The organism is Streptomyces sp. NPDC006368 (assembly GCF_040612535.1).
In the GTDB taxonomy this organism is placed as follows: Bacteria; Actinomycetota; Actinomycetes; order Streptomycetales; family Streptomycetaceae; genus Streptomyces.
The window spans coordinates 25,580-52,162 of the sequence record NZ_JBEXQK010000004.1 but is presented as its reverse complement, the minus strand read 5'-3'; the positions used below and the strand labels follow the sequence as shown (position 1 = coordinate 52,162).

Genomic DNA, 26,583 nt, shown 5'->3' with positions numbered 1-26,583 from the left:
CACAGCCCGGAGCGTGCCCGGACCGGATGACGGGCCGTCAGCGACTTGTCCGCGACCTCAGCCTGCCGCCACCGCCGGGGCGCCGTCCGGGCGGGGTGGCCGCGCCGCCCCCCGCCCCCGACCGGCCTCCTCCGCCCGTAGCGCGGCGCAGCGCCCACGGAGCGGAATTGACCCGTGATCCCGGCATCGAAATGCACCCTCCACCAGGTCTTTCGGCTCCCTAGAGTCGTAGTCACAAGGGCTGCGGGAAACCCCCGGCCCAAGCGCAGCCCAGGGAGTACGACCATGAACACCGCCGCGATGACGCCGGTCCTCACCCGCGCCGCCTCCGCCGAGACCACCAGCGACCCGAGCAGCGTCATCACCCTGCTGGCCGACTGCGGCACCGACGGCAGCTCGCTCACCAGCTACCGGTCGCAGTTCGTCAAGGGAGCGGCGGGCGCCCCGGCTCACTTCCACACCAGGGCCTCAGAGCTCTTCTTCGTCATCGGCGGTTCGCTGCGGGTGCTCGTCGACGACGAGGTGAAAGTCCTGGACGAGGGTGACTTCCTGCTCGTACCGCCGCACACTCCGCACGCCTTCACGGCTGCTCCCGGCGCCGAAGCCGACGTACTGTTCGTCTTCACCCCTGGCATGCCGCGCTTCGACTACCTCCGGCTGCTCGGCCGGGTGATGCGCGGCGAGGCCGACGCGCAGGAGATCCGCGAGTCCTCCGAGCACTTCGACAACCACTACGTCGACAGCCCCGTGTGGCGCGCCGCCCTGGCGGGCGCGGCCTGATCGACAGGCCCGGCGGACTCGGCGTGATCGGCTCCACGGCACGCACGCACGCGTGGCGGCGCCCTCGTTGAGCGGGCAGCAGTTGGCGGCGACGGCGGGCGTCGACGCGTGACACGCCGCGCCATACGAGCATGCCGTTCCACGGCGGCTCGCCCTCGCCCGGGTTGAGGGTAAGCCCTGGCCGGACTCGTCGGAGGGCGTGTCCTGGGCGAAATCGAGCGAAATCGACGGCCTCGGCGCCGCCGATCGGCGAGTGGATCCTGCCGAAGGCCAGGACCCGGGTGACCCACCGCGGCAGCGAGCGCCGACGGTCCGCCGTCGTCCCGGAGCAGCGGAGCCGAGCACCCGACCAGGCGGCCGAGCGCCGGGCGGCCCCGGCGGTGGTGTCACCGACGGGACGTCAGGCCCGCGCGTCGCCGCTTTCGGGTCGTGCCCGTCGCCCCACCGACGGGCGGTCGGCCCGCGCCCGTGCGGACTCGCCGCGCGCGAGTCACCCGTCCGTCACGTGATCGCGGCACCCCGCCACACCAGCAGCGCGACATCGATGCCCGCCACGACGATCGCGGCGATGAACGGCACCGTGACCCGGCGGCGCCCGATGACGGCACCGCCCACGGCCGCCACCACCGCGACCGCCACGGCGGCCGGCCCGGCGGCGCCAGAGCCGCCCGGCCCGCCGAGCGCCAGGAGGGCGGAAGCCGCCACCAGGGGAACCGGCAGGAGCAGCCGCACCGGGGCCGGGCCCAGCCGTTGCGGCCAGCCGCGCACCCCGGTAACCAGGTCGGAGGCGATGTCCGGCAGCACATTGCCCAGGTGCGCTCCCACGCCCAGCAGCGCCCCGGCCGCGAGGACCCACCAACCCGGCCATGGGCTCCCCGGCAGGCTCAGCGTGACGAAGGCGGGCAGAGCGGCGAATCCGATCGCGTACGGCACCCACGACAGCACCGTCGCCTTCCCACCGAGGTTGTACGCCCACGCGGCACCGACACCGGCGAGGTGGACGCCTCCGGCGAGCACGCCGCAGGCCAGCGACAGCGGCACGCTGCACACCAGGGCCACGAAGGCCGCGCCCCATACGGCCGGCGCCCCGACCGAGCCGGCCACGACCGGTTTGCCCGACCGCCCGACGGCCCGGTCGCGCAGCGCGTCGACGGCGTCATTGCTCCACCCCACCGACAACTGCCCCGCCAGCACCGCGGCGCCGACCAGCAGACAACGCGGCGCGTCGTGCCCGACCGATGCCGCAAGGACGGTCACCAGCACGGTGACCGCCACCGCCGGCCCCGGGTGGCAGGCCATCAGCAGTCCGGCCACGATCCCCCGGGCACGTACGACACCACCGGTGTCCCGGTGACCGACGGCGGCCTGCTGGGTGGCGTCCACGCGCCGATCGTAGGTGCTCAACGGGCGAACGGGCGGTACGACGACACGGCACGAGGGCACACATGGATGACCGATGCCCCCGACCTGGAGCGCTGATGACCCGGATCGCCGCCGTTCACGGAGTTCTGGCCCCGCACCGGCACACCCAGCGCGAGATCACCGACATGGTCGCCCGGCATTGCCTGCCCGCCGGCGCCGACCGGAGGGTCCTCGACCGGCTGCACCAAGGAGCGCAGGTGCGTTCGCGTCATACGGTGCTCCCACTCGACCGGTACGGCGAACTGCGCGACTTCGGCGCGGTCAACGACGCGTTCATCGCCGGCGCCGTGGAGCTGGGTGCCGAGGCGGTCACCGAGGCGCTGCGCACGGCGGAGCTGTCCCCGAGGGACGTGGACCTGCTGATCTTTACCTCCGTGACCGGCATCGCCGCGCCGTCCGTGGACGCCCGGCTCGCCGGGCGGCTCGGGCTGCGGCCGGACGTCAAACGGCTGCCCATCTTCGGCCTGGGGTGCGTCGCGGGCGCGACCGGGATCGCGCGGCTGCACGACTACCTGCTGGGCCGGCCCGACCACGTCGCCGTGCTGCTCTCCGTCGAGCTGTGCTCGCTGACCTTCCAGCGGGCCGACACGTCCCCGGCCAACCTGGCCGCGACCGCGCTGTTCGGCGACGGTGCCGCCGCCGTCGTCGCGTGCGGAGCCCGGCGGCATACGGCGGCGACCGCGACCGGCCCGACGGTGGTGGCGAGCCGCAGCCACCTGTACCCGGACACCGAGCGGCTGCTGGGCTGGGACATCACCGGCTCCGGCTTCCGCGTCGTACTCGACCCCGCCGTCCCCGACGTCGTGCGCAAGAACCTCGCCTGCGACGTCGACGGCTTCCTGACGGACCACGGACTGGGCCGGGACGAGGTGACCGCCTGGGTGAGCCACGCCGGGGGCCCGCGGATCCTGGAAGCGGTGGCGGAGGCGCTCGACCTGCCGGACGACGCCCTCGACGTCTCCCGCCGCTCGCTCGCGCAGGTCGGCAACCTCTCGTCGGCCTCCGTCCTCCACATCCTGCGCGACACCCTGGAGGCCGGTCGCAGGCCGCCACCCGGCACTCCCGGGGTGCTGCTCGCCATGGGGCCGGGGTTCTGCACCGAACTCGTCCTGTTGCGCTGGTAGAAACGGGAGAGACACGTGAACTGGTACACCCTGCTGGTCCTGGCCGTCGGCGCGGAACGCGTCGCCGAACTCGTCGTCGCCCGTCGCAACGCCCGCTGGAGCAGGGCCCGCGGCGCGGTGGAGTCCGGACGGGGGCACTACCCCGTGATGGTGGTGCTCCACACGGGGCTCCTCGCGGGTTCCCTACTGGAAGTGTGGGCGCTCGGACGGCCGTTCCACCCTTGGCTCGGCTGGCCCCTGCTGGCGGTGGTCGTCGCGGCGCAGGGCCTGCGCTGGTGGTGCGTACGGACCTTGGGGCCGCGCTGGAACACCCGCGTGTTCGTGGTGCCCGGCCTGCCGTTGGTGTCCGGCGGGCCGTACCGGTGGCTGCGCCACCCGAACTACGTGGCGGTGGTGGCGGAGGGCCTCGCGCTGCCGCTGCTCCACGGGGCGTGGCTGACCGCGGCGCTGTTCACGCTGGTCAACGCCGCGCTGCTCACGGTACGGATCCGCTGCGAGGAGGCGGCGCTCGAATCGGCGCTCGAATCGGCGCACGGACCGGCGTACGATCCGGCGCTCGGCGTGCCGCCGGCGGCGGCGACCGGCCCCGCCCGCGCGCGCCGGTGATCGACCTGCTGGTGGCCGGCGGCGGGCCCGCCGGGCTGGCCACGGCGATCCATGCCGCGCTGGCCGGGATGGAAGCCGTCGTCATCGAGCCGCGCCCCGGCCCGGTGGACAAGGCGTGCGGGGAGGGCGTCATGCCGGGCGGAGTACACGCCCTGCGGGCCCTCGGCGTGGACCCCGCCGGCCATGACCTGCGCGGCATCCGGTACCTGGACGGCCCCCACCGCGCACAGGCCGATTTCCGTGACGGCACCGGCCTGGGGGTGCGTCGAACCGTCCTGAGTACGGCACTGGCCCGGCGCGCCGCCGAACTGGGCGTCGTGGTGCTGCCCGGCAAGGTCGGCGAGGTACGGCAGTTCCCGGACGCGGTGACGGCCGCGGGGCTGCGGGCCCGGTGGCTCGTCGCGGCGGACGGTCTGCACTCGCCCGTGCGCCGGGTGCTCGGCCTGGACCTGCCTGACCGCCGGCCCCGCCGCTACGGCCTGCGGAGGCACTACGCCCTGGCGCCATGGTCGGACTTCGTCGAGGTGCACTGGTCACGGAGCGGCGAGGCGTATGTGACGCCGGTCGCCGACGACCTCGTGGGGGTGGCCGTGCTGAGCACGGCGCGGCGCCCCTACGACTCGCACGTGGACCACTTTCCCGAGCTTGCGGCCCGCCTTCGCGGCGGGGCGGTCGTGGGCGGCGTACGCGGTGCGGGCCCTCTGCGGCAGCGGGTTCGCGGCAGGGTGGCGGGCCGCGTCCTGCTCGTCGGCGACGCGGCCGGCTACGTCGACGCGCTCACCGGGGAGGGCATCTCGCTCGCGGTGGCGTCGGCCGGGGCGGCGGTGAGATGCCTCCGTGCGGGCCGCCCGCAGGCGTACGAGAAGGCCTGGCGGCGTCTGTCGCTCCGGCACCGGCTGCTGACGGAGGCGCTGGTCCGGGTCGGCTGCCGACGGGACACGTCCCGCCTGATCGTGCCGGCGGCGGCCCGGATGCCACCGGTGTTCGCAGCAGCCGTGCACGCCCTGCAGTAGCGGGCGGGCCGCCGAAGTCCGTGACGGGCCGGTCGGAACGATCACCTGAAAGCTCCCCGGACCGCGGTCCCTCGTCCAGTGGGCGAGAGCCGACAGCTCGTGGAGCACACCGACGAGGCGGTCCACGAGCCGGGGTTCGGGGGCGGCGGCGTGATCCGCGGCTGCGGCGAGGTGATGAGGCGGCGGCCCAAGGCGTCGTCCAACGTCACCGGCGGCTGCGGAGCCGTCCCCCGGGACGCGCCCGCGCAGGCCGTCCCGGAGGACGACGGCCACACCGACACGATGACCGTGGTCAGGCCTACGCGGCAGGCTCTAACCCTTCACGTCGAGCGCCGTTCCGTACAGCCGCCGCACTTTCAGTCGGATGACCACCCGACGCTCGGCGACCAATTGTTCCAGGAACGCGTTCTCGTCTTCCGGCTTCGCCGCGTCCGGGACCATCGCGAGCAGTTCCCGCCCGACGGCGTCGCCCGGGACCTCGGTGATCTCGGAAACCTCTGCCTCACCCTCGGCGACGGCGAACGACCACACAGCGCCGCCCGGTACATGCACGGCCGCACGCGGGTCGCGTCGCAGTTGCTCGACCTTGACGCGGTCTGCCGTGGTGGAGAACCGGATGACTCGCGTGTCGGGAGCCCAGTTGTAGAGCATGGTGGTCAGATGAGGGTGACCACTGCGCTTGTTGGTGGCAAGGGTGCCGAATCGCTGCTGAGCCAGCAGGTCGGAGAGGGCTTCGTCGGACAAGGCGCGGGGTGCGGGTCCTTGAGTCATGACGTGATCAACTCCCCGCAGTGCCCTGGCATTCCCCACCGGCCCCGAGCCCGGATCACAAGTGCTCGGCACACCGCCACCGCCACCGCCTGCGCTACGCCGGACCCGGGGGCCGGGATGAGACCGCGCGAAGCACCGGCCCAGGTCACGTGCGGCTTGTTTCCCCCACCCCGCCCCCCGTGTGGGAAGGCTGGGATGGGGTGGGGGAAACAAGCCTCACGTGACCTGGTGCGCGAGCTCGTCGGGTGTCTAGTGAGCGAAGGCGGCGAGGGAGTCGGGGAGCTGCCCCGTCGGCGGCGTCGGCTTGCCGGCCGGGGCCGGGATCCTGCCGCAGAACTCCGCCTCGATCACGTTGGCGTAGAGCGATCCATCCTGCAGCCAGTCACCGTTGACGTTGAACGTCAGCTGGTGCTTGCCGTCCTTTGTGCCCACCATCGCGGACATGGAGCCGTTCGTACGGCCGCCCTTGCCCACCACCTTCACGCCGCAGGACAGCTCCGCGAACTCGACCCCGAGCCCGTACCCGAGCCCGTCGCCCGCCGGCACCTCGTCGAGCATTGCCTTCATCTGCGTGGAGGGCAGCAACTCGCCCCGCATCAGGGCGCGGTGGAAGCGGTTGAGGTCACCGCTGGTGGAGATGATGTCACCGGCCGCGCCCAGCCAGGTCATGTTCTGCTCGGTGGCGTCATGGATGGTGGCGTCGGGGGCATCCTGGTGGAGCCGGGAGTAGGCGACGGGGTGCGGTTTCGGCATCCGGGGCGCGGTGCCGGGAAACGACGTCCCCCGCAACCTCAACGGCTTGATGATGCGACGGGTGACCTCCTGCTCGTACGAACGGCCCGTCGCCCTCTCGATGACCATCCCGGCGATCACGAAGTTGGTGTTCGAGTACAACGGCACCCTCTCCGGATCGGGCTGCGGCGGGTACCTGAGCGCGATCGCCACGAGTTCCTCGGGCGTATGGGTGTCGTACCGGTGCTCCGGGAAGCCCGGGCCCGCGGCGTTGTGCCGGAACGCGCGATCGTCGGTGTAGTTGGCGATGCCGCTGGTGTGGTTGAGGAGCTGCCGCAGAGTGATCTCGCTGCCGTCGTATCCGTTGCCCTGCACCAAGCCGGGCAGCCATGTCTCGACGGTGTCGTCCAGGCTCAGCCTCCCCTCGGCCTCCAATTGGAGCAGTACGGTCGCGATGAACGTCTTGGTGATGCTGGCCCCGCGGAAGTGGTCGCCGGGCGAACGCTCGCGGCCCGTGGCGGTGTCCGCGTGACCCGTCTCGCCGAACCACCTCCCCTTGCCGTTCTGGACCTTGGCGGCCACCCCGGGAAGTCCGCCTTTCTCGACCAGGTCATGCAGCGCGGTCCGGGTCGCTTCGTGTCCGCGCTCCGACTGCGCCGCGTGGGCGGTGGGGGTGAGCGTGGCCGCTCCCACGGCTGCGGCCAGCGCCAGGACGAGTAAGGGGGTACGCGCAGCCCGCTGTTTCATAGGTGTGCCCTCCAGGTCATCGAGGGGACCGGTCGTGCCCCCTGCGGTGGGAGAGACGCCGAACGCGCACTAAAGGGTTGACCGTTGGGGTGCAGGGTGCTGGGCGCTGGGTTGGGCCTTGTGGGGGTCGATCGCGTGCGGAGTCGGATGACGATGGCTGCTGTTGTCGCGGTGGCGATCAGCGCGTGGCCGCCTTCGTCGTCTCGGATGGTCACTGCGCAACGGCAAGGGGCTGTCGGTGCGCGGCCGACGCCCTCGCCGGCTCGTCCTCCGCTGCGCGGGCTCACAGAGCGGTGGGACACGCTCACTTCCCGCCGGCCGGCCGGTCGGCAGGCGCGGTGAAGGCCAGGTGGCAGGGTCGAGCGCCCGCAGGAAGTCCGCGGCGTCGAAGACTTCTCCGGCGGCGCCCACCCCGACCCCGTGGACCCCGGCCGCCGAGGATCCGCGCGGCGGCCTCCACGACGATGGGAGCCGTGACGGCGTAGATGTCACGGCCGGACGCTGTCGCGCGGCGCCGCGCACCGGCCGCTCCCGGAGCGGGCCGCTCCTCAGCGGCCGTAGGTGAGCAGCAGCGACACGACGACGGTGACCACGCACCCGCAGAGCATGACCGCCCGGACCCGTCCCGCGCTCCCACCGGTGAACGCCTCCGACGCGCGCTGCCGCGCCGTGAGCGCTTCTCCCGCCGGCTGTTCCCCGGCGCCGCTCCCGGCGCGCAGGCTGGCGCAATGTGGGCACGGTGGTCCATCGGTCTCGAGCCAGGCGCCGTCCAGCACCGCGTAGTCAGTGGTCCGCATGCCTGGTCAACTCGACGATCAGGCCCGAAGCAATGCCGTGACGTCCTTTCGACACCCAATCGCGATTTCGCCCATACCCGGGGCATAAACGGCCGCGCGGCTCTGGTGCGGGTCATGCGCTGTGGGACGGGTGAGGCCCCGGTGGCAGCCCGGGCATGTCCGTCAAGGCGCCGAGCCCGGTTGCGGGTGAGTATCCGTACTCATGCCCCTCGCCGCGCGCACCCGCAGGGTGGTGGGCATGAGCAACGTGCCCGGCCCGCCTGCGGCCTTCGACGCCTCGGTCAAGCCCCGTGCGGAACGGGGTGCCGATGTGGGGGCCTCGTGCGCGCTGGTGTTCGTCGAGGTGGCCGCATTGGTGGCGATCCTGGTCGTCTGGCCGTTCCTGGACCATTTCGACCTTGACCCGGCCCGGACCATGGAGCCGGTGTCGTTGTGGCGCTACCTGCCCGCGGCCGGTGGAGTGGGGGTGGTGACAGTCACCGCCGCCGTGATCGCCTTCCGTGCCGGGGCCGTGGTGACGGTCGTGAGCCAAGGCGTCATGGCCATGGTCGTCGCTTCTGTCGTCTTCGGCGGAGGCGCGCTGCAGAGCCATGAGGACGAGCGCGACCGGCCCGTCCCCGCACCGAGTGGGGGTGCGCCGGGATGCCGTAGTGGCGGCGACAACAGCGAGTGCACGAAGTACGGCGGATGACCACGCTGCCCCGCACCGGCCGGCTGTTCAGGCGGCCGGTCCGGGCACTTCCAGCGCGTCAGCCGGGGCTCACGGCCGTCGGGACCGGCGAGACAGGTCCTGATCGCGTGTCGCTTCGGATGCGGCCGGGGCCCGCCCAGCAGATCGTCGACGACAGTCCGCACATTGGTGTTGCGGCAGTATGGCGCCACTTCCGGCCCTGGCGCGTCCCCGCTCTGACCTGCGTGTTCGTGGCCGACGATCGAAGATCCGCCACACCCGGCGGCGCACGGCAGCGAGGGCCGGCCGCTCAGGCGCCCTCGACCAGGTGGTCGACCGTGAGATCGCCCGGCTGCGGGCGGCTCTGCGCCCATCCTGGCCGGTGTCCCCCGGCCGCCCCCGCACCCGACCGGGATGCCGTCGTGCGGGTCGACGGCCCGCGGGGTACGCGTATGCGCGGGCGAAGGGTGACATCAGTCGTCGCATGACCGAGCCGACGCTGCTGAGCGACCTGACGGCGGCCCGCCGGCTGCTGGCGGGCCATACGCGGGGTGACTCCTCGCCTGTCGAGGTGACCCGCGCGGTGCTCGACCCGTTCGAAGCCGTACAGCAGCTGGTCAACGCGTTCGTCCGGGTGGACGCCGAGGCGGCCCCCGGCCTGGCGGTGGCGTCCGAGAGTCGCTTGCGGCACGGCCGGCCACAGAGCCTGCTCGACGGGGTACCGGCCCGATTGCCTCGGTGCCCCCACGGGGCCCGACGTGGTGGACATCCCCCGGGCGGCGGTCACCGGGTTGGCCGTATGTGCGTGACCCCGGGCGGGCGTGCGGTGTTGTCGGTGCAGTCCAGGCCGCGGGTTCCCGCGGCACGTTCCTGCCTTCAGGGAGATCACTATGTCGCGTATGAACAGGGCGGTCGTTGTTGCCGCCACCGCCGGTTCCGTCCTCATGGGCGGTGCCGGTATGGCCGGCGCGGACGCCAAGGCCGACGCCGCGGCGGTCGGCTCCCCGGGCGTCCTGTCCGGCAACATCGTTCAGGTGCCGATCCACATTCCGATCAACGTCTGCGGTAACACGGTCAACCTCGTTGGCCTGCTGAACCCGGCGTTCGGCAACACCTGCATCAACGGCGGTGACTGGAAGAAGAACGGTGACGCCAAGCAGGCCGACGACGGCAAGCACAGCGACGACGGCAAGCACGGCGAGAAGGGCAAGCACGGCGACAATGCCAAGCAGGGCGACAACGAGCCCGGTGGGTACGGCGACGAGCGCTGACAGCGCAGCCGACGCCGCGACCGAGGTGCCACCGAAGCCGATGGGGGCCTCCAGCGGCGAGGCCGGACCGCGAAGGGGTCGCGGTACGGCCACTCGGTGACAACCGAGCCCGGCATCGTTTCCGTAGTCCACACGCGTGGCCTGCGCTCTGCGCGGTACGACGACGGCGCGGCCGGGGGCAGGGTCGCCCCATGGGGCTCCTGCCCCCCCTGCTCCGGGCCGGCCCGGCATCCCGGCCCCGGTCATCTCCACCGCGCTTGCGGGGGTACGCCCCGCAGCCGCAGGATCTGACCTCTCCGACAACAAGGCCCCTGCGCCGGCCGAAACGACATCATGGCGCTGCACGAGAAGAACCGCCTCGGTAGCGCGCGGTCGGCGGCGCCACGCGGTTGAGGCCGGACGCAGCCCGGCAAAGCGCCCACCGTCTCACCGAGAGCGGCTCCGGCCAAGCGGCGGACGGGCGTCCGGTTCACCACCGCTCGGATGGCCGGACACGCTCGCCCCGCTCTGGTCCTCCCCGCCCGGTCGCGGAGGTCGGCGTCGACACCGCCACGTTCCGGGGAGCGGGGTGACACGGTGGGACCCGCACGACTTGCGGGGTACCGCGATGGGCGCTGGTGTGGGAGTGAGCCCCTCACACCCGACTCCCGACTCACCCCCCGAGGCACATGCCCCCCACAGACTTCGATCGAGCGCCGCAGCGCAGTGCCTACGCGAGTTATCTGTGCCTGTCGGAGCTGTTGGCTTTGCAGCATCCGCGCACCCCTTCGCCGCAGGGCACCCAGTGGGTGGATGAGCACCTGTTCATCACGGTGCATCAGGCAGCGGAAGTCCTGCTCGGCCATGCGCTGGTCGAGCTGAGAAGAGCCGGCCGGCGAGCCGAGGACGAGGCCGACGCCGACTGGCCCGTGGTGTCGCTGCGCCGGGTGACGGCCTTGTTCGGTCAGTTGGAGGGACTGCTGGGCCTCCTCGACACCCTGACGGCGGAGAGTTTCGCCGCCTTCCGTCCCCTCCTGGGGGACGCCAGCGCCGGTCAGTCGTCGCAGTTCGCCCAGTTGTTCGGGCAGATGAGTGAACCGCACTGCGGCGTGCCCTCGTCCCAGGCAGACAGGCCCGAAGTGAGCGCCGCGCTGACAGACCTGCGCTCCGCGGCCACCACCTGGAAGAGGCGGCATCTGGCACTGGTGGAGAGGATGATCGGTGACGCCCCCGGCACCGGCGGCACAGCCGGGCTGGCCTACCTGCGTTCCCGAATCTGACAACCTCCAGTGGCCTCTCGGTCAAGCGCGGCTGAGCAGCCGCACCCGTGTAAAGGGAGCCGTCCGGATCTGGGGGCTGGCAACGGGCCAGGGGACACAACGGGACGGTGGCCTGGAGCAGCCAGGCCACCACGTTTGCGCGCGGAGGCACTGAGGCCGACGCGGCGAGACGTCGAGCGTGCCGGCGGCGCAGGGATCGTCCCGACGGGGTCAGCCTGGCGGCGGAGTACGCGGGACACGGCGTCTAGCGGCCGTTTGGCTCAGGGACGAGGCGGTCGGCGACCAGGCCGGCGAGTACGGCATCGCCCAAGGCCCGCACTGCCGACCATGGACGGACCATCACGGTGAACTCCTTGATCCTGTTCGTCTGGTCGAACTGGAGCAGGTCGATGCCGTGGATGTGTTTGCCACGGACGGTCGCCCGGAAGAGGAGGATCGCCGACGGAGCCTCCTCGCCGTCGCTGCCTGTCTCGGCCGCGCCCTTGAAGCGTCCGACATGGCGGAAGTCCTCGAAGGTGCGCAGCAGGACGCCGAAGAGTCCCACCACCATGGGCTTCCCCTCGAAGGGGGTGAACTTCACCGGGCTGTAGAGGCGGATGTCCTCGGTGAACAGGTCCTCCAGCGCGGTGAGATCACGCTTGAGCACGGCCGAGCTGAAACGTTCCGCGGTCTCCATGGTTCCTCCCGATACTCAAGAAAGTGACTAGTCAGTTTCTTGAGTATGATGCGTCTACCGACCAACCAGGGGAAGGGGGCCATGTCGATGCCCTTGCGACATGCGGTGCTGGCGTCGCTGCTGGACGGCGAGTACAGCGGATACCAGTTGGCCAAGGCCTTCGACGTCGGCGTCGCCAACTTCTGGCACGCCCTGCCCCAGCAGCTGTACGCCGAGCTGACCAAGCTGGAGAAGGAAGGGCTGATCTCGGGCCGGGAGGTGGTCCAGGAGGCCCGCCCCAACAAACGGCTGTTCCGGGTCACCGACGCCGGCCTTGCCGAACTGGAGAACTTCGCCGCAGCCGTGTCGAAGCCCTCATTCATCCGCGATGACCTGCTCGTCAAGGTCCAAGCCGTCGACCGCATCGGTACGGCGCCGGTGATCGAGCAGCTCGAAGAGCGGGCATCCGCCGCCGAAGCCAGGATCGAGCTCTTCAGCAACCTGCTGCGACGGACGCGCGGTGACGTGGACGAGGAGGAGTTCCTGCGCCGAGGCGAGCGGATCGGGCCGTACCTGACCTGCCTGCGCGGCCTGGCCTTCGAACGGGACCACCGGACATGGTGCCTGCGGACCGCGGCCGTCCTGCGCGAGAGGCGGGCGACTCATGCCCAGCGGTGAGTACCTGCGCTACGTGGCCCTGGGTGACAGCCAGACCGAAGGACTCGGCGACGGTGACGACACCATCGGCCTGCGGGGCTTCGCCGACCGGCTCGCCGAGCACCTCGCGGCCATCACCCCTTCCTTCCGGTACGCGAATCTGGCCGTACGAGGACGCGTCAGCGCCCAGGTCCGCAGGGAACAACTGGCACCCGCCCTGGCCCTCCGCCCCGACCTGGCCACCGTCGTCGCCGGGGTCAATGACCTGCTCCGGCCCCGGTTCAACGCCGAGGAGGTAGCCGGCCACCTGGAAGACATGTTCGCCGCGCTCACGACCGCCGGGGCCCACGTCGTGACGCTCACCTTCCCCGACGTCGGAAAGATCACCCCGCTCGCCCGGCCACTCACATCGCGCGTCGCCGACCTCAACGACCGCATCCGCGCCGCGGCGGCCCGTCACGGCGTCACGGTCGCCGACACCGCCCGTCACGCCGTCACCGGCGACCCACGACTGTGGAGCCCGGACCGACTCCACGCCGGCCCCCTTGGCCACGAACGGATCGCCGCAGCCATCGCCCACGCCATTGGCCTGCCCGGAAGCGACGACACCTGGACGCTCCCGCTGCCACCACGGACCCTCCCCGCCGGCCGGCACGCCGTGGCAGCCGAACTGCGCTGGGCGGCCGCCTTCCTCGGCCCCTGGCTCGTACGCCGTCTACGAAACCAGTCCTCAGGAGACGGCCGCACCGCGAAGCGCTCGCACCTACTGCCTCTGAATACCGCGCCTCTCGGCCCGGCAGGGAGCGGCCCGCGGGAATCGCCGTAAACCGACCCCCGCGAAGCCGACGGTCGGAACGCCGGGAGCAGCATCACGGGCAGACGTTGCCACGGCGAGCGTTGGGAGGCCCGGGCGACAAGCCTCATGGGCCTCCGGCGGCTCACCCCCGCCCGGCCGGGCGCGCCATCACCGTCCTGGGCACCGGGGCCATGGCACGGGTGTCCGCGCCCGTGGCGCCGAGGGCCACGGCCACGTGGCGAAGCATCGCCTCGTCTATGGGGTGGGGCTTCAGGGCTCCCTGGTCGTCGAAGCGCTGGTACTTCATGAGGTTGTAGCCGATCGCGACCTGTCGCCGGCCGTCCTCGGTGGACAGCGCCCAGGTGCCGGCGCCGAAGACGGCTCCGTCGTGGCCCCAGTACCACCGGCCGTCGGGCATCTTCAGCGTGTAGAGGCCGAGGCCGTAGCGCAGACGGGCCTCCTCACCCGCCGGCGGCTCGTACCCGGGGACGGTGGTCTTCATGGCGCCGAGTTCGGCGGGACCGAGCAGCCGGCCGCTGAGGAGCTGACGATAGAAGGAGTTCAGGTCCTCGACGGTCGACACCAGGGAACCGGCGACGCCGCACCATGACATGTCGTAGACGCTGTAGTCGCGGACCGGCTCTATCAGGCCGTACATCGACTCGTACATCTTCGCGTGCGGTCCGGTCAGGAAGGGGGTGCGCGGGAAGTAGGTGCGCCGCAGCCCGGCCTTGCGGATGACGTGCCGGGTGATGTACTCCTCCGGCTCCTGGCCGGTGACCTCACGCAGCAGCAGGCCCGCGATGACGTAGTTGGTGTTGGAGTACGCGTGCGTGCCACGCGGCGCCGCGGGGGGTGCCGCCAGCCCGAGGCGTACGAGCTCCTCGGGGGTGAAGCGGTGGAAGCGACGCGCGTCGAGGGCCTTGGCCGGGTTCTCCACGAGGCCGGGGAAGGCGCCGAGGACATGGTCACCGAGACCACTGGTGTGGTTGAGCAGCATCCGGACGGTGATGGAGCGGCCGCGCTCGCCCGGTATCAGCTCGGGCAGGTAACGGCCGATCGGCGCGTCCAGTTCGAGGCGGCCCTGGGCGACCTGCTGCAGCACGGCCACGGAGGTGAAGGTCTTCGTGATGCTGCCGACCCGGTGCTCGAAGTCGGGTCGTACCTTGCGCTTGGTGTCGATGTCCGCCACTCCCGTGGCGCCCCGCCAGGATGCGGAGCCGTCACGGACGGCCGAGTAGGTGCCGTACATGCCGGCCTGACGCATCGCTTCGAGCGAGGTGCGCAGCGCCCCGCGGTCGAGGCCGTGACCCGCGACCGGCTTCTCGGCGGCGATCCTCGCGGTTGCCGCGGGAGCCGTGGCAGCCGTGCCAGCCGTGGGCGCGGCGTGCGCCGGCAGTGTGCCGGCGGCCAGTGAGAGCAGGACGGCGCTCGAGGTGAGCGCGGTGAGGCGTATGCCGCGGCGGAACGCGGAGGGGGCGGGGCGGGGGGTGAGGTCCATGGGCCTTCCTGCGTGGTCGATGGCGCACTGGTATGTGCTGACCCATCGTCACCGGGCCGCGGGGGCCGCTGCCTCCACCTACGGACCGATTGACCGCACAAGAACACATGACTTTTGTCAGATGCGTGGAGGGCCGTGATGTGCGAAGGGGAGGCGTGGCGCGACCAGTGGCAGGACGCTTCGTCCCGCCCGGGGCCGGGCCCGCAGACCGCGCGTCCTCACGGCCGGCTGGGCTGCGTCGGCCGGTGACGCCGGTCCGCTGCGGCGCGCGGGGGGCGCGCGCCTTCAACCGGTTGTCCGTTCTTCCCCCGTTGTCACTCGTTCGAAGGCTTCCGGCGGGCGATGCGCATCCTTGCGGCCGACTGGTGTGTCATGCGGGTAGCGGTCTTTTTCGGGCAGCGGCGCCGCGGCTGCATGTGCGGGAGTGTTGACTTTGAACCGTAGGAACCTCAGCCGCCTGGCGGCGGTATGCGTCACCATCTGGGCCATGCCGGCGATCGGGGCGACCCTCGCCCCGGCCCAGGCAGCCCCGGTGCGGGAACCCTCGATCACCGCCAAGGGCGGCTTTCTGATGAACGCCGGCACAGGGGCGGCCTTGTACGGGAAGGGTGCCGACAGCCGTCTTCCCACCGGGTCGACGGCCAAGATCATGACAGCTCAGGTCGTCCTCGCACAGAAAAACCTCAACCTGGATGCGAAGGTCACCATCCAGATGGCGTACAGCGACTACATCGTGGCCAAGACGGCATCGTCGGCAAGGTTGATCGTGGGCGACAAAGTGACCGTTCGCCAACTGCTGTACGGGTTGCTGCTTCCCTCCGGGTGCGACGCCGCGTACGCGCTGGCCGACACCTACGGCACCGGCTCCACCCGGGCAGCCCGCGTGCAGTCCTTCGTCGGGAAGATGAACGCCGCAGCCACCAGCCTGGGGCTGAAGAACACCCACTTCGACTCCTTCGACGGCATCGGCAACGGAAAGAACTACTCGACACCGCGCGATCTGAGCAAGCTCGCGAGCCGGGCCATGAAGAACCCGACATTCCGCGCCATCGTGAAGACGAAGTCGACCAAACAGAGGGTCACGACGAAAAGCGGCGGCTACCGCGACATGTCATGGACCAACACCAACAGACTGCTCAGCTCGTACAAGGGGACCATCGGCGTCAAGACCGGCTCCGGCCCCGAGGCGAAGTACTGCCTGCTCTTCGCCGCCACCCGGGGCGGCAAAACACTGATCGGCACCGTCCTGGCCTCCTCTTCGGAGGCCAATCGCAACGCGGATGCGACCAAGCTCCTGGACCACGGATTCAGAAAGTAGCCCACGCGACTGCAGCAGCCGGCCGGACCACTGGCCGCCTTGCAGCGGACCGGAGAGGAAATGACCGTCCTCCCGCGCGACACCGGGTGCGGCTCCGAGCGGGACTTCGGCCCGAACGCCCAACGGGCCACGACGTGAAGCGGGTCGCTGGGGCTTGCCTGCGGAGCTCGCGCGAAGCGGTGCGCACGAGCGCCTCTGCACCAGGCAGGACCGCGGCATCCCGACGAGGGCCTCATAGCCCTCGCCGTACCGTTCGGAATGCGGTGGCGCGCTCATTGCGGTCGCGGAGGACGGCCGGGAGGCACTGACATTCGGACGGCGGAGTGGCGGAACGACAGAACGGCGGAACGGCTGGACGGCGGTGGCAAGCGCGGTTGTGGTCTCGCAGGCCTCCTGGGAGGCCTCTTGCTTCGTGAAACTGTTCTCCTTCGGGTTCTTTTCGTCGATCGGCCCGCGTGGCCGTGCCTGCTCCGGCATCCTCGTCCTGCGCGGCTTGGGTGACGGGCCGTGGGAGGGCACTGCCTGCCTGGATCGGGGAGGGCGACCATGGACATGGAGTGGTACGAGGACGGTCAGCGCTGGCACAGCGAGGACTTCGGCCGAGCTCACCAGGGCCGGGTCCGGGCCTTGCTCGCCGACGGCTGCGAGCCCAAGCCGGTCTTCTTCGCCGTCGGCAGCTCCGGGCACGTACCCAGTAGTGACGAGTGGTGGATCTACGACGGCACACTGGGCGCCCCCCGCGCCGACACGCTGTGTGCCGCCTGTGCCTGCGGCTGGCGCGGCACCGGGCGTCTCGCTCTCGACTGGGACCGCACCGAGAACCTGCGCGATGACGTCGATGTGCACGCACTGCGCGAGGAGTGGACCAGCCACCTCGCCCGGGTCGAGGCACGCACCGTGCCCCTGCCCGAGGGGCTCGATGACCAACTTGCCCTCCTGACCGACACCCTGGGCCGCCTGGCCGACGACGCCCCCCTCGCGGCCATGAAGGCGGCTGCCAGGCTGGAGCGCCTGGCTCATGGTGTCGGTCACCGGGCGGCGTACGGCCTGGACGTTGACGATGAGACCTCGTGGGAGACGATGGCCACCGGTCTGGGCACGACTGTCGAAGAGGCACGCGCCCGCTGGAGGACGTACCTCCTGGACAGGTGAGACGCGGGTACGAGAACGGGGGCCTGCCGGACGCCCTGTGCTGGTTCCCCCGCTCTCGCCCACGGGGATGTGGAGTCGGTCAGCCGCGTCGGGTGGGGCGTCGCGTCAGACGGCCACCCGGCGCTGGTCACCGCACGACCACCACGCGGGGTGCGGGATGGCGACGGCTTCGCGGCTGTCGTGCGTGCAACCGTGTCCTGAGGAGACGTGGGGCGTTGCTCCCGGTATGACCAAGACTCAGCGTGTTCTTGCCGCACTCGCCGTTGCCGCCGGGGCTTCCGCAGTGACCGCCCCTGTCGCGGAAGCAGCCATCGTGCCCATCAATCGCGGGGCTCAGGGACCGTCTCTCCTCAGCCAGGTGGACAGCCTCTCCGCCATCGCCATCGCCGTCGCTCCGGAACACCGCTCCAGCGTGCCCAAGGTGACCGAGCAGTTCGGCGGTCTGAGCGGGGTGCAGCGTCTGGGCGAACTCCGGCAGCTCGTCGCCCCGGTGGCGCCGGTGGTCGGACTGGTTCCGGGCGTGCACTAGCCGGCGCCTTTCCGACGGCGGGGCCGGTGAGGCGGTCACGAGACGCATCGGCCCAACGGGCAGGCCGTGATACGGCCGCGCTGGGCGCCGTAGGGCTCCGAAACCGCCGAACGCCCTGGCGGCGCGGCTCCCCACCGGGAAGCCGCGCCGCACCCCTTTCCCCACCGGCACTGAAGACGCCCCCGACGCGGCTTCCCCGCCCATCGAGACGACCCCCGCGTCGACCGGTCGCCGACCCGGCCGACCCGGCCGACCACGCCGCCACAGAGCGCCGGCGCCGGCCGACTGGGCCCAGCCTTCAGGGCACCGAAGGCGCGGTGTCCTGGTACGGGTTGACCGGCACGGGCACACGCTCCACCGTCCGGGCGTCGACCGCCACCGCGGCCCTCGCCGTCCCGAGCCCGCCGCCGTCGCCAGGGTGCCACGTGCCCGTCACGGCCACCCAGGTGTCGGCGGGGGGCGCGGGCCTGCCGTACACGCGGACGCGCAGCGACCGGGAGTCGGCCGCACAACAGCTGACGACGAGCCGGCTGAGGTACCAGGTGCCGGTGCCGTCCTGCGCGGGCGTGACGAACCCGGTCATGAGGACCGTACGCCCGGACAGGCTCCGCTCGCGGTCCTGCTGAACCCGCGCGATGAAGCCCGACAGGGCGAGCGGCGCCGGGTCGGCGTCCGGGAGCGGGGCGAACTGCGACACCTGGGCGACCGCGTTGTCCGTCTCGCGCGCAGCCGTGTACGAGCCGAGTGCGGGCGGGGCGTACAGCAGAAGGGCGAGGACGGGCAGGAAAAGCACCCAGGCGACGCGCGGGCCACCGTCGTGCCCGTGCCCATGTCCGTCGTCCACGTCCTCGCTCTCCGGCCGCCGGGCTGCGAAGGGAAGGCCGTCGCGTACGGCGCTGACGACGCCCAGGACGGCCAGCAGGACGCCGGACGCGATCAGGAAGGGCCGCAACCCTTCCTTCACGTACCGCAGATAGATCTGGCTCAGCAGCGAGATGTGCAGGACGGCGGAGCCGGTGAGCAGGAGCAGGACCGCCTGGATGTGCCGTCTCACAGCAGCCACCACCCGGTCAGGCCCGCGCAGGCCACGGCGACCACCGCGGTCGCCGCCGAGAAGCGCACCGCGAAGGCCCGTCCGAAGGTTCCGGCCTGCAGGGCGATCAACTTCACGTCGACCATCGGGCCCACCACCATGAACGTCAGCCGCGCGGTGGGGGAGAAGCCGGTGAGCGACGCGGCGACGAAGGCGTCGGCCTCCGAGCAGACGGCGAGCACGATGGCGAGCACGGCGAGGAACAGTACCGACAGCCAGGGGGAGTCGGCGAAGACGTCCAGGACCGAGCGCGGTACGAGCACGTTGAAGGTGGCCGCGGCCATGGCGCCGACGACGAGGAAGCCGCCCGCGTGCAGGAAGTCGTGCTGGAACCCCACCCGGAACTCCTCCCACCGGCTGTGCCCGGCCCGGTGCCCGGTGTGCCGCGCGGGCATCTTCAGCCACTCGGCCCGGCCCCACTTCAGCCACAGCCAGCCCATGGTGGCCGCCGTGGCAAGCGATGCGACCAGCCGGGCGGCGACCATCTCCGGCCGCCCGGGGAAGGCGACGGCGGTCGAGACCAGCACGACGGGGTTGACCGCCGGAGCGGAGAGCAGGAACGCGAACGCCGCGGCCGGGGTGACCCCGCGCCGGATCAGGCTCCCCGCGACCGGTACGGAGGCGCACTCGCAGCCGGGCAGTACCACACCGGCGGCGCTCGCCACGGGGACGGCGAGCGCGGGTTTGCGGGGGAGTGCCCTCCTGAACACCCGTGCCGGCACGAAGGCGTTGACGGCCCCGGAGATGATGGTGCCGAACAGAAGGAAGGGCAGCGCCTGCACGGTGAGCGCCACACAGACGGTCTGCCATGCCCGGAAACCCGGCTGGTTCAGCACGGGCAGCGCGAACGCGGCGATCAGCAGCAGCGATACGGCCCCGAGGACGGCGACGGACATCGGTATCGGGCCGGGCGGGCGCTCCCGCGCGGGTGCGGCTCGGTTCATGGGGCCACACCTTAGCGGCGATGACAATCACTTCATCTGCGCGGGCGTCCACCACGCACTGTTCCCGTTTCCTGCTCGGCCTTCGCCTTGGCGCCGACGACGGTTTGGACGACCTCGACGCCTTGGTGGACGTTCATGGTGGGGACAGCAGTAGGAGCCGCCCGCCCAGCAGCAGCCAGCCTGCAAGCCCGGCCTTCTCGACTCCCGGCTCCACCGGCCCCGGTCGGCGGAGACCCGGTTCCAGCTCGTCAACGTGTCCCACTGGGAAAGCCGGGAGGCGTGCGAGGCCGCCACCATGGACACCGAGCTCCAGGAACGCACCCGAGCCGCGCGCGAGGACAGCAGACACACCTGTCACGTCCAGCCCGGGCTTGTACGACGTCGCCGCCGAGGCCTCCGCCGTAGCGGCGGAGCCGGGATGAGCCCGCCCCCGGTGGGTTCGGCGACGGGGATCAGCGGGCGCGTACGCCCCTGGGACCCGTGGTGTCCTGACCCGGGTGGTACGGGGCTGTGCCGGTTCGGGCGGGGTGGCAGTCGCGTCCGTCAGGAGGGGCGCGATGGCGGACCGCTGCCGGACCTGCCAGGTCAGGTGGTTACCGGTCAGGACGCCATCCGCGTGCCCGCAGCCGAGAGGCTGGGCCCGCGCCCGCGTCGGGCCCTGTCCGCCCGCTTTCGCCAGGAGACCGTCCTAACCATGTGTGCTGTCCCGGTGGCATTGTGTGCGCGACCCTGCTCTTGGGGATGGCGGACCTCACGCGCGGGAACCCTGTTATGGATACATTCGATCGACTACCGTCCATTTGCCCGATAGGCGCAGTCCCCCGCCGTGGTGCGACCGCCTGGCCCTCAATCCGGAATGCCATGCTGAGTCACCGAACCGTCCCAGCCGCGCTCGCCGCCGCTGTCATCGTCGCGCTGGTCGGCTGCTCCACCGGAGCCGACGCGGCGAGCGACGACGGCAGGCCTGCCGTCGCCCCCGTCGAGGTCTCCTCCGCGAACACGGCGACCACCCCGACGGCGACCACCTCGATCGGCGTGTCGCCGGCTGCTCCGACCCCGGGCGCCACCATGGCTTCGACCGCCGCGCCCGCCATTGCCGTCGCGCCGTCGCCCGAACCCTCGCCCTCGAAGAGCGACGGGCGCACCCGGGCCGCCCTGCTCGCCATCCCGGAGCTCGGCCTGGAGGACCTGCGCGTCGTCCCGTACGAGGGCACCACCGACGACTGGCCCGGCACGCGGATCCAGAACAAGGGCTTCGCCGCCAGCCCGTACGGCGACAAGGGTGGTGTAGGCCCCGGCGAGATCGGAAACTACCTGGTCACGGCGCACCGGCTCTCCGCGGGCGGGCCGCTGCGCGATCTTCCGTCCCTGGACACCGGCGACTCCGTCTTCGTCACGGCAGGCGGCGTGGTCCACGAGTACCGGATCACGGAGACCAGGAAGACCTCCTTCCGCTCGGCGCGGTCCCTGGCCGAGCAGCGGGCCGCAGTCCCGGGCGAGCCCGGGAAGAAGCCCACCAAGGCGATGATCACGGTCTCCACCTGCGCGACTCCCGAGGACAACGCCGCCGGCAACTTCTGGCGCGATGACCGCGGCAACCCGGAGCACCGCATCGACAAGGTCGGCGTCCTGGTCTCCTCAAGGCCCGGGGCCGACGCACCGAACGCCTCCTAGAACCTGGCGTGAACGTCCTGCGCGCCCACGCTTCCGGACGGCACGCACGGTCGACGGGATCCCCGGCGCGCGCGGTCGGGACAGGGCTCTGCCCTCCTGCCCCGGTGTGACGGCGATCCACCGCTCGCGTTTCCTCCACGCCGCCCCGGCGGAGCCGCCATCCGTCGCGACGTGCGCTCCCTCCGGCCGCGGCGCTCCCACACGGTCACCCCAGAGCCCGCGCCTCCTCACCAGCCCGATGACCGGGATGAGTGCTGTCCTGAGGAGTGGGTGCCTCGCGGGCGGCCCGTCGGAACGATCCCGGCGGCGTGCCGTACTCGCGTTCTCAGGCGTGGGCGAAAGCGTATTCGGAGGTGTAGCCGACCCGACGGGCGACCGAGGCGATCGGCGCGTCGGTCTCACGCAGCAGACGTGAGGCCGTGGTCATGCGCCACCACGTGAGGTAGGCGATGGGAGACTGGCCGACATGGGCGGTGAAGCGACCCGCGAAGGTCGTGCGTGACAGCCCGACACTCTCCGCGAGTTCGCGGACGCTTCAGGAGTGGGCGGGGTCGCGGTGCAGACGGTCCAGTGCCGCACCGACGGCAGGGTCCTTGAGCGCGGCACACCACCCGCCGGACTCCTGCGGGCACTGCGCCTCCAGCCAGACCCTCAGGGCGTACAACAACACAAGATCGAGAAGGGCCGGCAAGGCGGCGTCCGCCCCGGGACGGTCCTCGATGGTGTCGGCGCTCAGCAGATCGACCGCCGCGCTGAGTTCGGTGTGCCGACCCGGACGCGCCGATATGTGTACGAAATCCGGCAGGCCCCGAAGAAAGGGATGCATGGCGTCGCGCTCGAGCCGGTAGGCGCCGCACAGCAGGAACGTGTCGTCGACGGCCGGCCCCGCATCCGGGAACGCGTGGCGGCTGACCCTGCCGACGAGTGCGTCCGTCCCCAAGAGGGCCGCGGGCAGGCCTTCCAAGGGGCGGTCCGGTGTGTCGCTCATTCCGTGGATGCTTCCCCTCGGCAGGAAGGCGACATCCCCGGCGGACAGGCGGACGTTCCGCGGCGCGTATGTGCCCGCCGCTGGCCTTGAGCCACTTGTCGCGGGCCTCCTGACGGACAACCGGCCCGGAGTCGTGGCATGGGCGGACCTGGATGAGGTGGAGAACTGCTCGGAGCAGAGCGCGCCGGGGCCGGAAGCCGCCCCTCTGCGTGTCTGGGTCAGCAGCGTCGGAACCACTTCACACTGAGCGGTCTCGCCTGTCCGCACGGTGAGGCGGCGACGGTTCCGTGGCCCGGTCATGGCTCGCGCGGCCAGAATTGCACGAGGTACCGTTCGACGCCCGCAGCGGTCCCCTTGTCATCGATGACGCGGACCACCTCCTCCCGGCCCGTGCAGTACACCCGCACTTTCCACTGCCTGCCCGGGTCTCCGAGCTCGATCTCGTCGGGGATGGGGCCACAGGAGACGCCCCAGATCTGAAGCGAGCCGGATTCGCACCGTATCCCGGCCTCGTCCTGTGCTTCCCACGTCTGGCTGGTGTCGGCCGGCGGTTCGTTGTCCCATACCTCCGCGGTCATCACCGCTGTGTGCGTATGGCCCGCGCTCTCGATGTCCACCCTCCCCGCGTGCGGGTGCAGGAAGTCCTCGCTGACCCGGGCGCCCGGATACGGCTCCGGCACCCTGGACAGGTCAGCGTCCTGGAGACACAGCCCGTAGAAGTCGATCTCAGGCTCGATGCGCTGCCTTCGCACCAACCTCGGCCGGGCCACGCGGCACTCCTCACTCGTACGATCCGGTGCCCATCATGAACCGCCCGGCAAGGCGCCGGCTGTACATGCTCCCCGTCTCCCGCGAGATCCGGCCGGTCACCGCCAGGCGGGCGGCCCGTCCGGGCGGAGGCCCTTGCCGGAACCGGCGGGCGGCGGGCACCTGGCCGGCAAGGGCTCGGGGCTTGGCCGGCCCTGCGAAGGGTAACCACAGAGCAGGATCCCATCGGGCGGCACTGACGGGGGACCACCTGATGAAGCGTCTCACCGGCATCGCCGTCGCGGTGGCCCTCCTCGCCCTCGTCAGCGCGTGCGGCTACGACGAGGGGCCGGCCGGGCGTGTCATCGACAAGGACGCCGCGTACACCGGCCTCGGCTACATCCACACGCTCACCGTACGCACGGCCGACGGTGAGGAGGCGGAGCTCAACGTCTCCAGGCTCGACCACCACCTGTGCTACCGCGGTTCCGCCTACCCCTCCTGCACCGCGCGCTGACCACAGTACGTACGCCAAGGGGCTGGCCGTGAAGGACGGCTCACGAACCCGGGAACTGGTTGAGACGTTCATCCGGTACCTGGAGCGGAGTGGGCGGCCGTTCGACCGATCGGGCGCCCGACACCTGGCACGCGACCTCGCCCGGGTCTACGACCTGGGCTCCCACGACGCCCGCTTCCTCGCTCTGGCAGAAGCCCGCGATACGGCCGGCCTCGACCTGCGGCCCGTTTCGCAGCGGCCCGGAAGCAGTTCCTCAGGGACTGCACGGGCGCCTCCAACGACCTCGAATTCATGTCGGACGCCTCGCCCTGGAGCGGTCAGGAACGTTTGTCCCAAGCACAACTCGCCAACTCCGATGCCCAGAAGAGCCACGTCTTCCACGCGGTCGCGTTCCGGCATCTGCCCGGGATCATCCGCCGCATCGACCGTGACCTGGCCCGCGAGGCGGTGGCCGCCCGCGCGCGGGGTGTCGTGGGTGACCGGCGTCTCGCGGCGCCTGGTCGAACTGCGCGTCGGACGGGTCACCCGGGAGCGGGCACGGCGCCGGAGGCGGTACTGGTCGGAACTGGACGAGCCGGCACGCGGTAACCATCCGCGCCGCTCCCAACTGCGCTACGCCGTCACGGTGCTGCGTTCCTCCTGACCCACCTCGGACCTCGATTTCGGCGTGCGATCCTGCAAGTGCCCCTCAGCGCTCGCTGGAACGATCCCTTCAGTCGGGCGGGGACCGTTCCCTTCCGCCGACCGCGCCGACCGCGCCGACCGCGCCGACCGCGCCGACCCGATCGGCGGACGCCGACGGCCTCGACGAACGCGCCGGCGCGCCCCACCGCACCTTGACCTCAAGGATGATTGAGGTCCTACGTTCGTCTCCATGAGCATGGAGACCACAGCGTGGACGCAGCTCCACAGCGTCATGAACGCCCAGCAGGAACGCCGTCCCCTCGCCCGCGCAACGCTCCGCCGCATCGGCGCGTATGCCCGGCCCCACCGCCGCCGTATCGCGTTGTTCGTCATGCTCGGGATGGCGACCGCCCTGCTTGCCGTCGCGACTCCTGTGCTGGCCGGGCGCGTCGTCGACGCGATCGTCTCGGGTGGCGACGCGGGCACCGTCGTACGCCTGGCCCTGATCATCGCCCTGATCGCGCTGGCCGAGGCGGCGCTGGGCATCCTCGGTCGACGGCTGTCGGCGACTCTCGGTGAAGGGCTCATCCTCGACCTGCGGACAGCCGTCTTCGACCACGTGCAGCGCATGCCCGTCGCGTTCTTCACCCGTACGCGCACCGGCGCGCTCGTCAGTCGTCTCAACAACGACGTCATCGGAGCTCAGCGGGCGTTCAGCAACACCCTGTCCGGTGTGGTCAGCAACATCGTCACACTGGTGCTGACCCTCGCCGTCATGCTCACCCTGTCCTGGCAGGTCACTCTGCTCGCGCTGGTGCTCCTGCCGGTGTTCGTGGTGCCGGCCCGGCGCATGGGCAGCCGGATGGCACGCATGCAGCGGGAGGCGGCGACGCTCAACGCGGCGATGGCCACCCGCATGACCGAGCGTTTCTCGGCACCCGGCGCCACCCTGGTCAAGCTCTTCGGCCGCCCGGACGAGGAATCGGCCGAGTTCGCCGCCCGCGCCCGCCGGGTCGCCGACATCGGGGTACGCACGGCGACCGCCCAGTCGGCCTTCATCACGGCGCTGACCCTGGTGTCGGCCCTGGCCCTGGCCCTCGTCTACGGCCTGGGCGGCTGGTTCGCCCTGCGCGGCACGCTGGAAGCGGGCGCCGTGGTGTCGCTGGCGCTGCTGCTGACGCGCCTCTACGCGCCGCTCACGGCCCTCGCCGGGGCGCGCGTGGAGGTCATGAGCGCGCTGGTCAGCTTCGAGCGCGTCTTCGAGGTACTCGACCTCAAGCCGCTCATCCAGGACAATCCGGACGCCCGCGCGGTGCCCGACGGCCCTGTCGCGATCGAGTTCGACGACGTCCGGTTCGCCTACCCCTCCGCGAACAAGGTCTCCCTGGCCAGCCTCGAGGAGGTGGCCTCACTGGACACCCGGGACGGCGCCGCGGTCCTGCACGGCGTCTCCTTCCGGGCGCGGCCGGGGCAGACCGTCGCCCTGGTGGGTTCCTCCGGGGCGGGCAAGTCGACCATCGCTCAGCTGCTGCCCCGCCTGTACGACGTGGACGGAGGCGCCGTCCGCGTCGCCGGCGTCGACGTCCGCGACCTGCGCGCGGACTCGCTGCGCGGCACCATCGGCATGGTCACCCAGGACGGCCACCTCTTCCACGACACCGTGCGGGCCAACCTGCTGCTGGCGCGCCCCACCGCGACCGAGGACGACCTGTGGGACGCCCTTGGCCGCGCCCGCCTCGACGACCTGGTGCGCACCCTGCCTGACGGCCTCGACACGGTGGTCGGCGAACGCGGCTACCGCCTGTCCGGCGGTGAGCGCCAGCGCATGACCATCGCCCGCCTCCTCCTCGCCCGCCAGCGCGTGGTCATCCTCGACGAGGCGACAGCCCATCTCGACAACACCTCGGAAGCCGCGGTCCAGGAGGCACTCACGGAAGCCCTGGATGGCCGCACGGCGATCGTCATCGCCCACCGGCTGTCCACGGTGCGCGCCGCGGACCAGATCCTGGTCCTCGAAGCCGGCCGGATCGTCGAACGAGGAACACACGACGAGCTCCTGGCCGCCGGCGGACGGTACGCGGAGCTGTACCGGACCCAGTTCGCGCAGCGCTCCGGCGAGGCGGCGGAGATGGCGGCGTAGCGGCCGCCGTCCCGGCGCCGTGCCGCTCGCCGGCCGCGGCACCCGCCGCCAGGGCC

At 71.6% G+C, this 26,583-nt stretch carries 26 protein-coding genes and 2 pseudogenes; 16 read left to right on the top strand and 12 right to left on the bottom strand.

Annotated elements, in window-relative coordinates; genetic code table 11:
* Positions 1 to 285 precede the first annotated feature (285 nt).
* The gene (locus ABZZ38_RS05300) at positions 286 to 780 is read left to right on the top strand and encodes a cupin domain-containing protein (RefSeq protein WP_356735956.1); all 495 of its coding nucleotides are present in this window, start codon (positions 286 to 288) and stop codon (positions 778 to 780) included.
* Between the two features lie 501 nt (positions 781 to 1,281).
* On the opposite strand, the gene ABZZ38_RS05295 is transcribed toward ABZZ38_RS05300, so the two are convergent.
* A complete protein-coding gene (locus ABZZ38_RS05295) occupies positions 1,282 to 2,097 on the bottom strand; it encodes a UbiA family prenyltransferase (protein ID WP_356736238.1) in 816 nt (271 codons plus the stop codon).
* A 161-nt stretch (positions 2,098 to 2,258) separates the two neighbouring features.
* On the opposite strand from ABZZ38_RS05295, the gene ABZZ38_RS05290 reads away from it, so the two are divergent.
* The 3 genes from ABZZ38_RS05290 to ABZZ38_RS05280 are packed head-to-tail and all read left to right on the top strand — an operon-like array spanning position 2,259 to position 4,945.
* On the top strand, positions 2,259 to 3,326 hold the full coding sequence (locus ABZZ38_RS05290; protein WP_356735954.1) for a 3-oxoacyl-[acyl-carrier-protein] synthase III C-terminal domain-containing protein: 1,068 nt from the start codon (positions 2,259 to 2,261) through the stop codon (positions 3,324 to 3,326).
* Between the two features lie 15 nt (positions 3,327 to 3,341).
* Positions 3,342 to 3,932, top strand: a complete 591-nt coding sequence (locus ABZZ38_RS05285; protein WP_356735952.1) for an isoprenylcysteine carboxyl methyltransferase family protein — start codon at positions 3,342 to 3,344, stop codon at positions 3,930 to 3,932.
* Positions 3,929 to 4,945, top strand: coding sequence for an NAD(P)/FAD-dependent oxidoreductase (locus tag ABZZ38_RS05280; RefSeq protein ID WP_356735950.1), 1,017 nt, complete (start codon positions 3,929 to 3,931; stop codon positions 4,943 to 4,945). The genes ABZZ38_RS05285 and ABZZ38_RS05280 overlap by 4 nt, the downstream gene beginning before the upstream one ends.
* A 312-nt stretch (positions 4,946 to 5,257) precedes the next feature.
* On the opposite strand, the gene ABZZ38_RS05275 is transcribed toward ABZZ38_RS05280, so the two are convergent.
* The 4 genes and pseudogenes from ABZZ38_RS05275 to ABZZ38_RS05260 form a co-directional block, all read right to left on the bottom strand.
* The gene (locus tag ABZZ38_RS05275; protein ID WP_356735948.1) at positions 5,258 to 5,716 is read right to left on the bottom strand and encodes a TIGR03618 family F420-dependent PPOX class oxidoreductase; all 459 of its coding nucleotides are present in this window, start codon (positions 5,714 to 5,716) and stop codon (positions 5,258 to 5,260) included.
* A 249-nt stretch (positions 5,717 to 5,965) separates the two neighbouring features.
* Complete coding sequence (locus ABZZ38_RS05270) at positions 5,966 to 7,195, bottom strand: serine hydrolase domain-containing protein (RefSeq protein WP_356735946.1); 1,230 nt, start codon at positions 7,193 to 7,195, stop codon at positions 5,966 to 5,968.
* Between the two features lie 354 nt (positions 7,196 to 7,549).
* Positions 7,550 to 7,724, bottom strand: a pseudogene (locus ABZZ38_RS05265) (saccharopine dehydrogenase); the annotation flags it as partial.
* A gap of 19 nt (positions 7,725 to 7,743) precedes the next feature.
* Complete coding sequence (locus ABZZ38_RS05260) at positions 7,744 to 7,992, bottom strand: hypothetical protein (protein ID WP_356736268.1); 249 nt, start codon at positions 7,990 to 7,992, stop codon at positions 7,744 to 7,746.
* Positions 7,993 to 8,230: 238 nt separating this feature from the next.
* On the opposite strand from ABZZ38_RS05260, the gene ABZZ38_RS05255 reads away from it, so the two are divergent.
* The 3 genes from ABZZ38_RS05255 to ABZZ38_RS05245 all read left to right on the top strand — a co-directional run bounded on the left by ABZZ38_RS05255 (position 8,231) and on the right by ABZZ38_RS05245 (position 11,192).
* The gene (locus ABZZ38_RS05255) at positions 8,231 to 8,683 is read left to right on the top strand and encodes a DUF6234 family protein (RefSeq protein WP_356735944.1); all 453 of its coding nucleotides are present in this window, start codon (positions 8,231 to 8,233) and stop codon (positions 8,681 to 8,683) included.
* An 869-nt stretch (positions 8,684 to 9,552) separates the two neighbouring features.
* Entirely contained in the window at positions 9,553 to 9,933 is a 381-nt protein-coding gene (locus tag ABZZ38_RS05250) for a chaplin (RefSeq protein WP_356735942.1), read from the top strand.
* 668 nt (positions 9,934 to 10,601) lie between these two features.
* Positions 10,602 to 11,192 carry a tryptophan 2,3-dioxygenase family protein gene (locus tag ABZZ38_RS05245; protein ID WP_356735940.1) on the top strand — a complete coding sequence of 197 codons (591 nt, stop codon included), beginning with the start codon at positions 10,602 to 10,604 and terminating at the stop codon, positions 11,190 to 11,192.
* Positions 11,193 to 11,436: 244 nt separating this feature from the next.
* Here the strand turns inward: ABZZ38_RS05245 and ABZZ38_RS05240 are convergent, their stop codons facing one another.
* Positions 11,437 to 11,868 carry a nuclear transport factor 2 family protein gene (locus ABZZ38_RS05240; protein WP_356735938.1) on the bottom strand — a complete coding sequence of 144 codons (432 nt, stop codon included), beginning with the start codon at positions 11,866 to 11,868 and terminating at the stop codon, positions 11,437 to 11,439.
* A gap of 87 nt (positions 11,869 to 11,955) precedes the next feature.
* Between ABZZ38_RS05240 and ABZZ38_RS05235 the strand changes: the two genes are divergently transcribed.
* Both ABZZ38_RS05235 and ABZZ38_RS05230 read left to right on the top strand, forming a co-directional pair.
* Positions 11,956 to 12,525, top strand: a complete 570-nt coding sequence (locus ABZZ38_RS05235; protein WP_356735936.1) for a PadR family transcriptional regulator — start codon at positions 11,956 to 11,958, stop codon at positions 12,523 to 12,525.
* Entirely contained in the window at positions 12,512 to 13,330 is an 819-nt protein-coding gene (locus ABZZ38_RS05230) for an SGNH/GDSL hydrolase family protein (protein ID WP_356735934.1), read from the top strand. The genes ABZZ38_RS05235 and ABZZ38_RS05230 overlap by 14 nt, the downstream gene beginning before the upstream one ends.
* 112 nt (positions 13,331 to 13,442) lie before the next feature.
* Here ABZZ38_RS05230 and ABZZ38_RS05225 read toward each other — a convergent pair whose 3' ends face one another.
* A complete protein-coding gene (locus tag ABZZ38_RS05225; RefSeq protein WP_356735932.1) occupies positions 13,443 to 14,801 on the bottom strand; it encodes a serine hydrolase domain-containing protein in 1,359 nt (452 codons plus the stop codon).
* Positions 14,802 to 15,288: 487 nt separating this feature from the next.
* Here ABZZ38_RS05225 and ABZZ38_RS05220 point away from each other — a divergent pair, with 487 nt between their 5' ends.
* The 3 genes from ABZZ38_RS05220 (at position 15,289) to ABZZ38_RS05210 (ending at position 17,800) form a co-directional block, all read left to right on the top strand.
* The gene (locus ABZZ38_RS05220; protein ID WP_356735930.1) at positions 15,289 to 16,119 is read left to right on the top strand and encodes a D-alanyl-D-alanine carboxypeptidase; all 831 of its coding nucleotides are present in this window, start codon (positions 15,289 to 15,291) and stop codon (positions 16,117 to 16,119) included.
* 546 nt (positions 16,120 to 16,665) lie between these two features.
* The gene (locus ABZZ38_RS05215; RefSeq protein WP_356735928.1) at positions 16,666 to 17,271 is read left to right on the top strand and encodes a hypothetical protein; all 606 of its coding nucleotides are present in this window, start codon (positions 16,666 to 16,668) and stop codon (positions 17,269 to 17,271) included.
* Positions 17,272 to 17,629: 358 nt separating this feature from the next.
* Entirely contained in the window at positions 17,630 to 17,800 is a 171-nt protein-coding gene (locus ABZZ38_RS05210; protein ID WP_356735926.1) for a hypothetical protein, read from the top strand.
* 298 nt (positions 17,801 to 18,098) lie between these two features.
* On the opposite strand, the gene ABZZ38_RS05205 is transcribed toward ABZZ38_RS05210, so the two are convergent.
* Complete coding sequence (locus tag ABZZ38_RS05205; protein WP_356735924.1) at positions 18,099 to 18,854, bottom strand: TIGR03943 family protein; 756 nt, start codon at positions 18,852 to 18,854, stop codon at positions 18,099 to 18,101.
* Positions 18,851 to 19,837: a permease gene (locus ABZZ38_RS05200; protein ID WP_356735922.1), complete on the bottom strand. Its 987-nt coding sequence runs from the start codon at positions 19,835 to 19,837 to the stop codon at positions 18,851 to 18,853. Before ABZZ38_RS05200 ends, ABZZ38_RS05205 begins: the two co-directional genes overlap by 4 nt.
* Positions 19,838 to 20,698: 861 nt before the next feature.
* Between ABZZ38_RS05200 and ABZZ38_RS05195 the strand changes: the two genes are divergently transcribed.
* Positions 20,699 to 21,511: a class E sortase gene (locus ABZZ38_RS05195; protein ID WP_356735920.1), complete on the top strand. Its 813-nt coding sequence runs from the start codon at positions 20,699 to 20,701 to the stop codon at positions 21,509 to 21,511.
* Between the two features lie 325 nt (positions 21,512 to 21,836).
* On the opposite strand, the pseudogene ABZZ38_RS05190 reads toward ABZZ38_RS05195, so the two are convergent.
* From ABZZ38_RS05190 to ABZZ38_RS05180, 3 genes and pseudogenes are all read right to left on the bottom strand, one after another.
* Positions 21,837 to 22,034: pseudogene (locus tag ABZZ38_RS05190) on the bottom strand (helix-turn-helix transcriptional regulator); the annotation flags it as partial.
* 12 nt (positions 22,035 to 22,046) lie between these two features.
* Complete coding sequence (locus ABZZ38_RS05185; RefSeq protein ID WP_356735918.1) at positions 22,047 to 22,799, bottom strand: cupin domain-containing protein; 753 nt, start codon at positions 22,797 to 22,799, stop codon at positions 22,047 to 22,049.
* Positions 22,796 to 23,269, bottom strand: a complete 474-nt coding sequence (locus ABZZ38_RS05180) for a hypothetical protein (RefSeq protein WP_356735916.1) — start codon at positions 23,267 to 23,269, stop codon at positions 22,796 to 22,798. Before ABZZ38_RS05180 ends, ABZZ38_RS05185 begins: the two co-directional genes overlap by 4 nt.
* 251 nt (positions 23,270 to 23,520) lie before the next feature.
* Between ABZZ38_RS05180 and ABZZ38_RS05175 the strand changes: the two genes are divergently transcribed.
* The 3 genes from ABZZ38_RS05175 to ABZZ38_RS05165 all read left to right on the top strand — a co-directional run bounded on the left by ABZZ38_RS05175 (position 23,521) and on the right by ABZZ38_RS05165 (position 26,527).
* Complete coding sequence (locus tag ABZZ38_RS05175; protein WP_356735914.1) at positions 23,521 to 23,763, top strand: hypothetical protein; 243 nt, start codon at positions 23,521 to 23,523, stop codon at positions 23,761 to 23,763.
* A 475-nt stretch (positions 23,764 to 24,238) separates the two neighbouring features.
* A complete protein-coding gene (locus ABZZ38_RS05170; protein ID WP_356735912.1) occupies positions 24,239 to 24,406 on the top strand; it encodes a hypothetical protein in 168 nt (55 codons plus the stop codon).
* Positions 24,407 to 24,643: 237 nt separating this feature from the next.
* Positions 24,644 to 26,527, top strand: coding sequence for an ABC transporter ATP-binding protein (locus ABZZ38_RS05165; protein WP_356736236.1), 1,884 nt, complete (start codon positions 24,644 to 24,646; stop codon positions 26,525 to 26,527).
* Positions 26,528 to 26,583 lie beyond the last annotated feature (56 nt).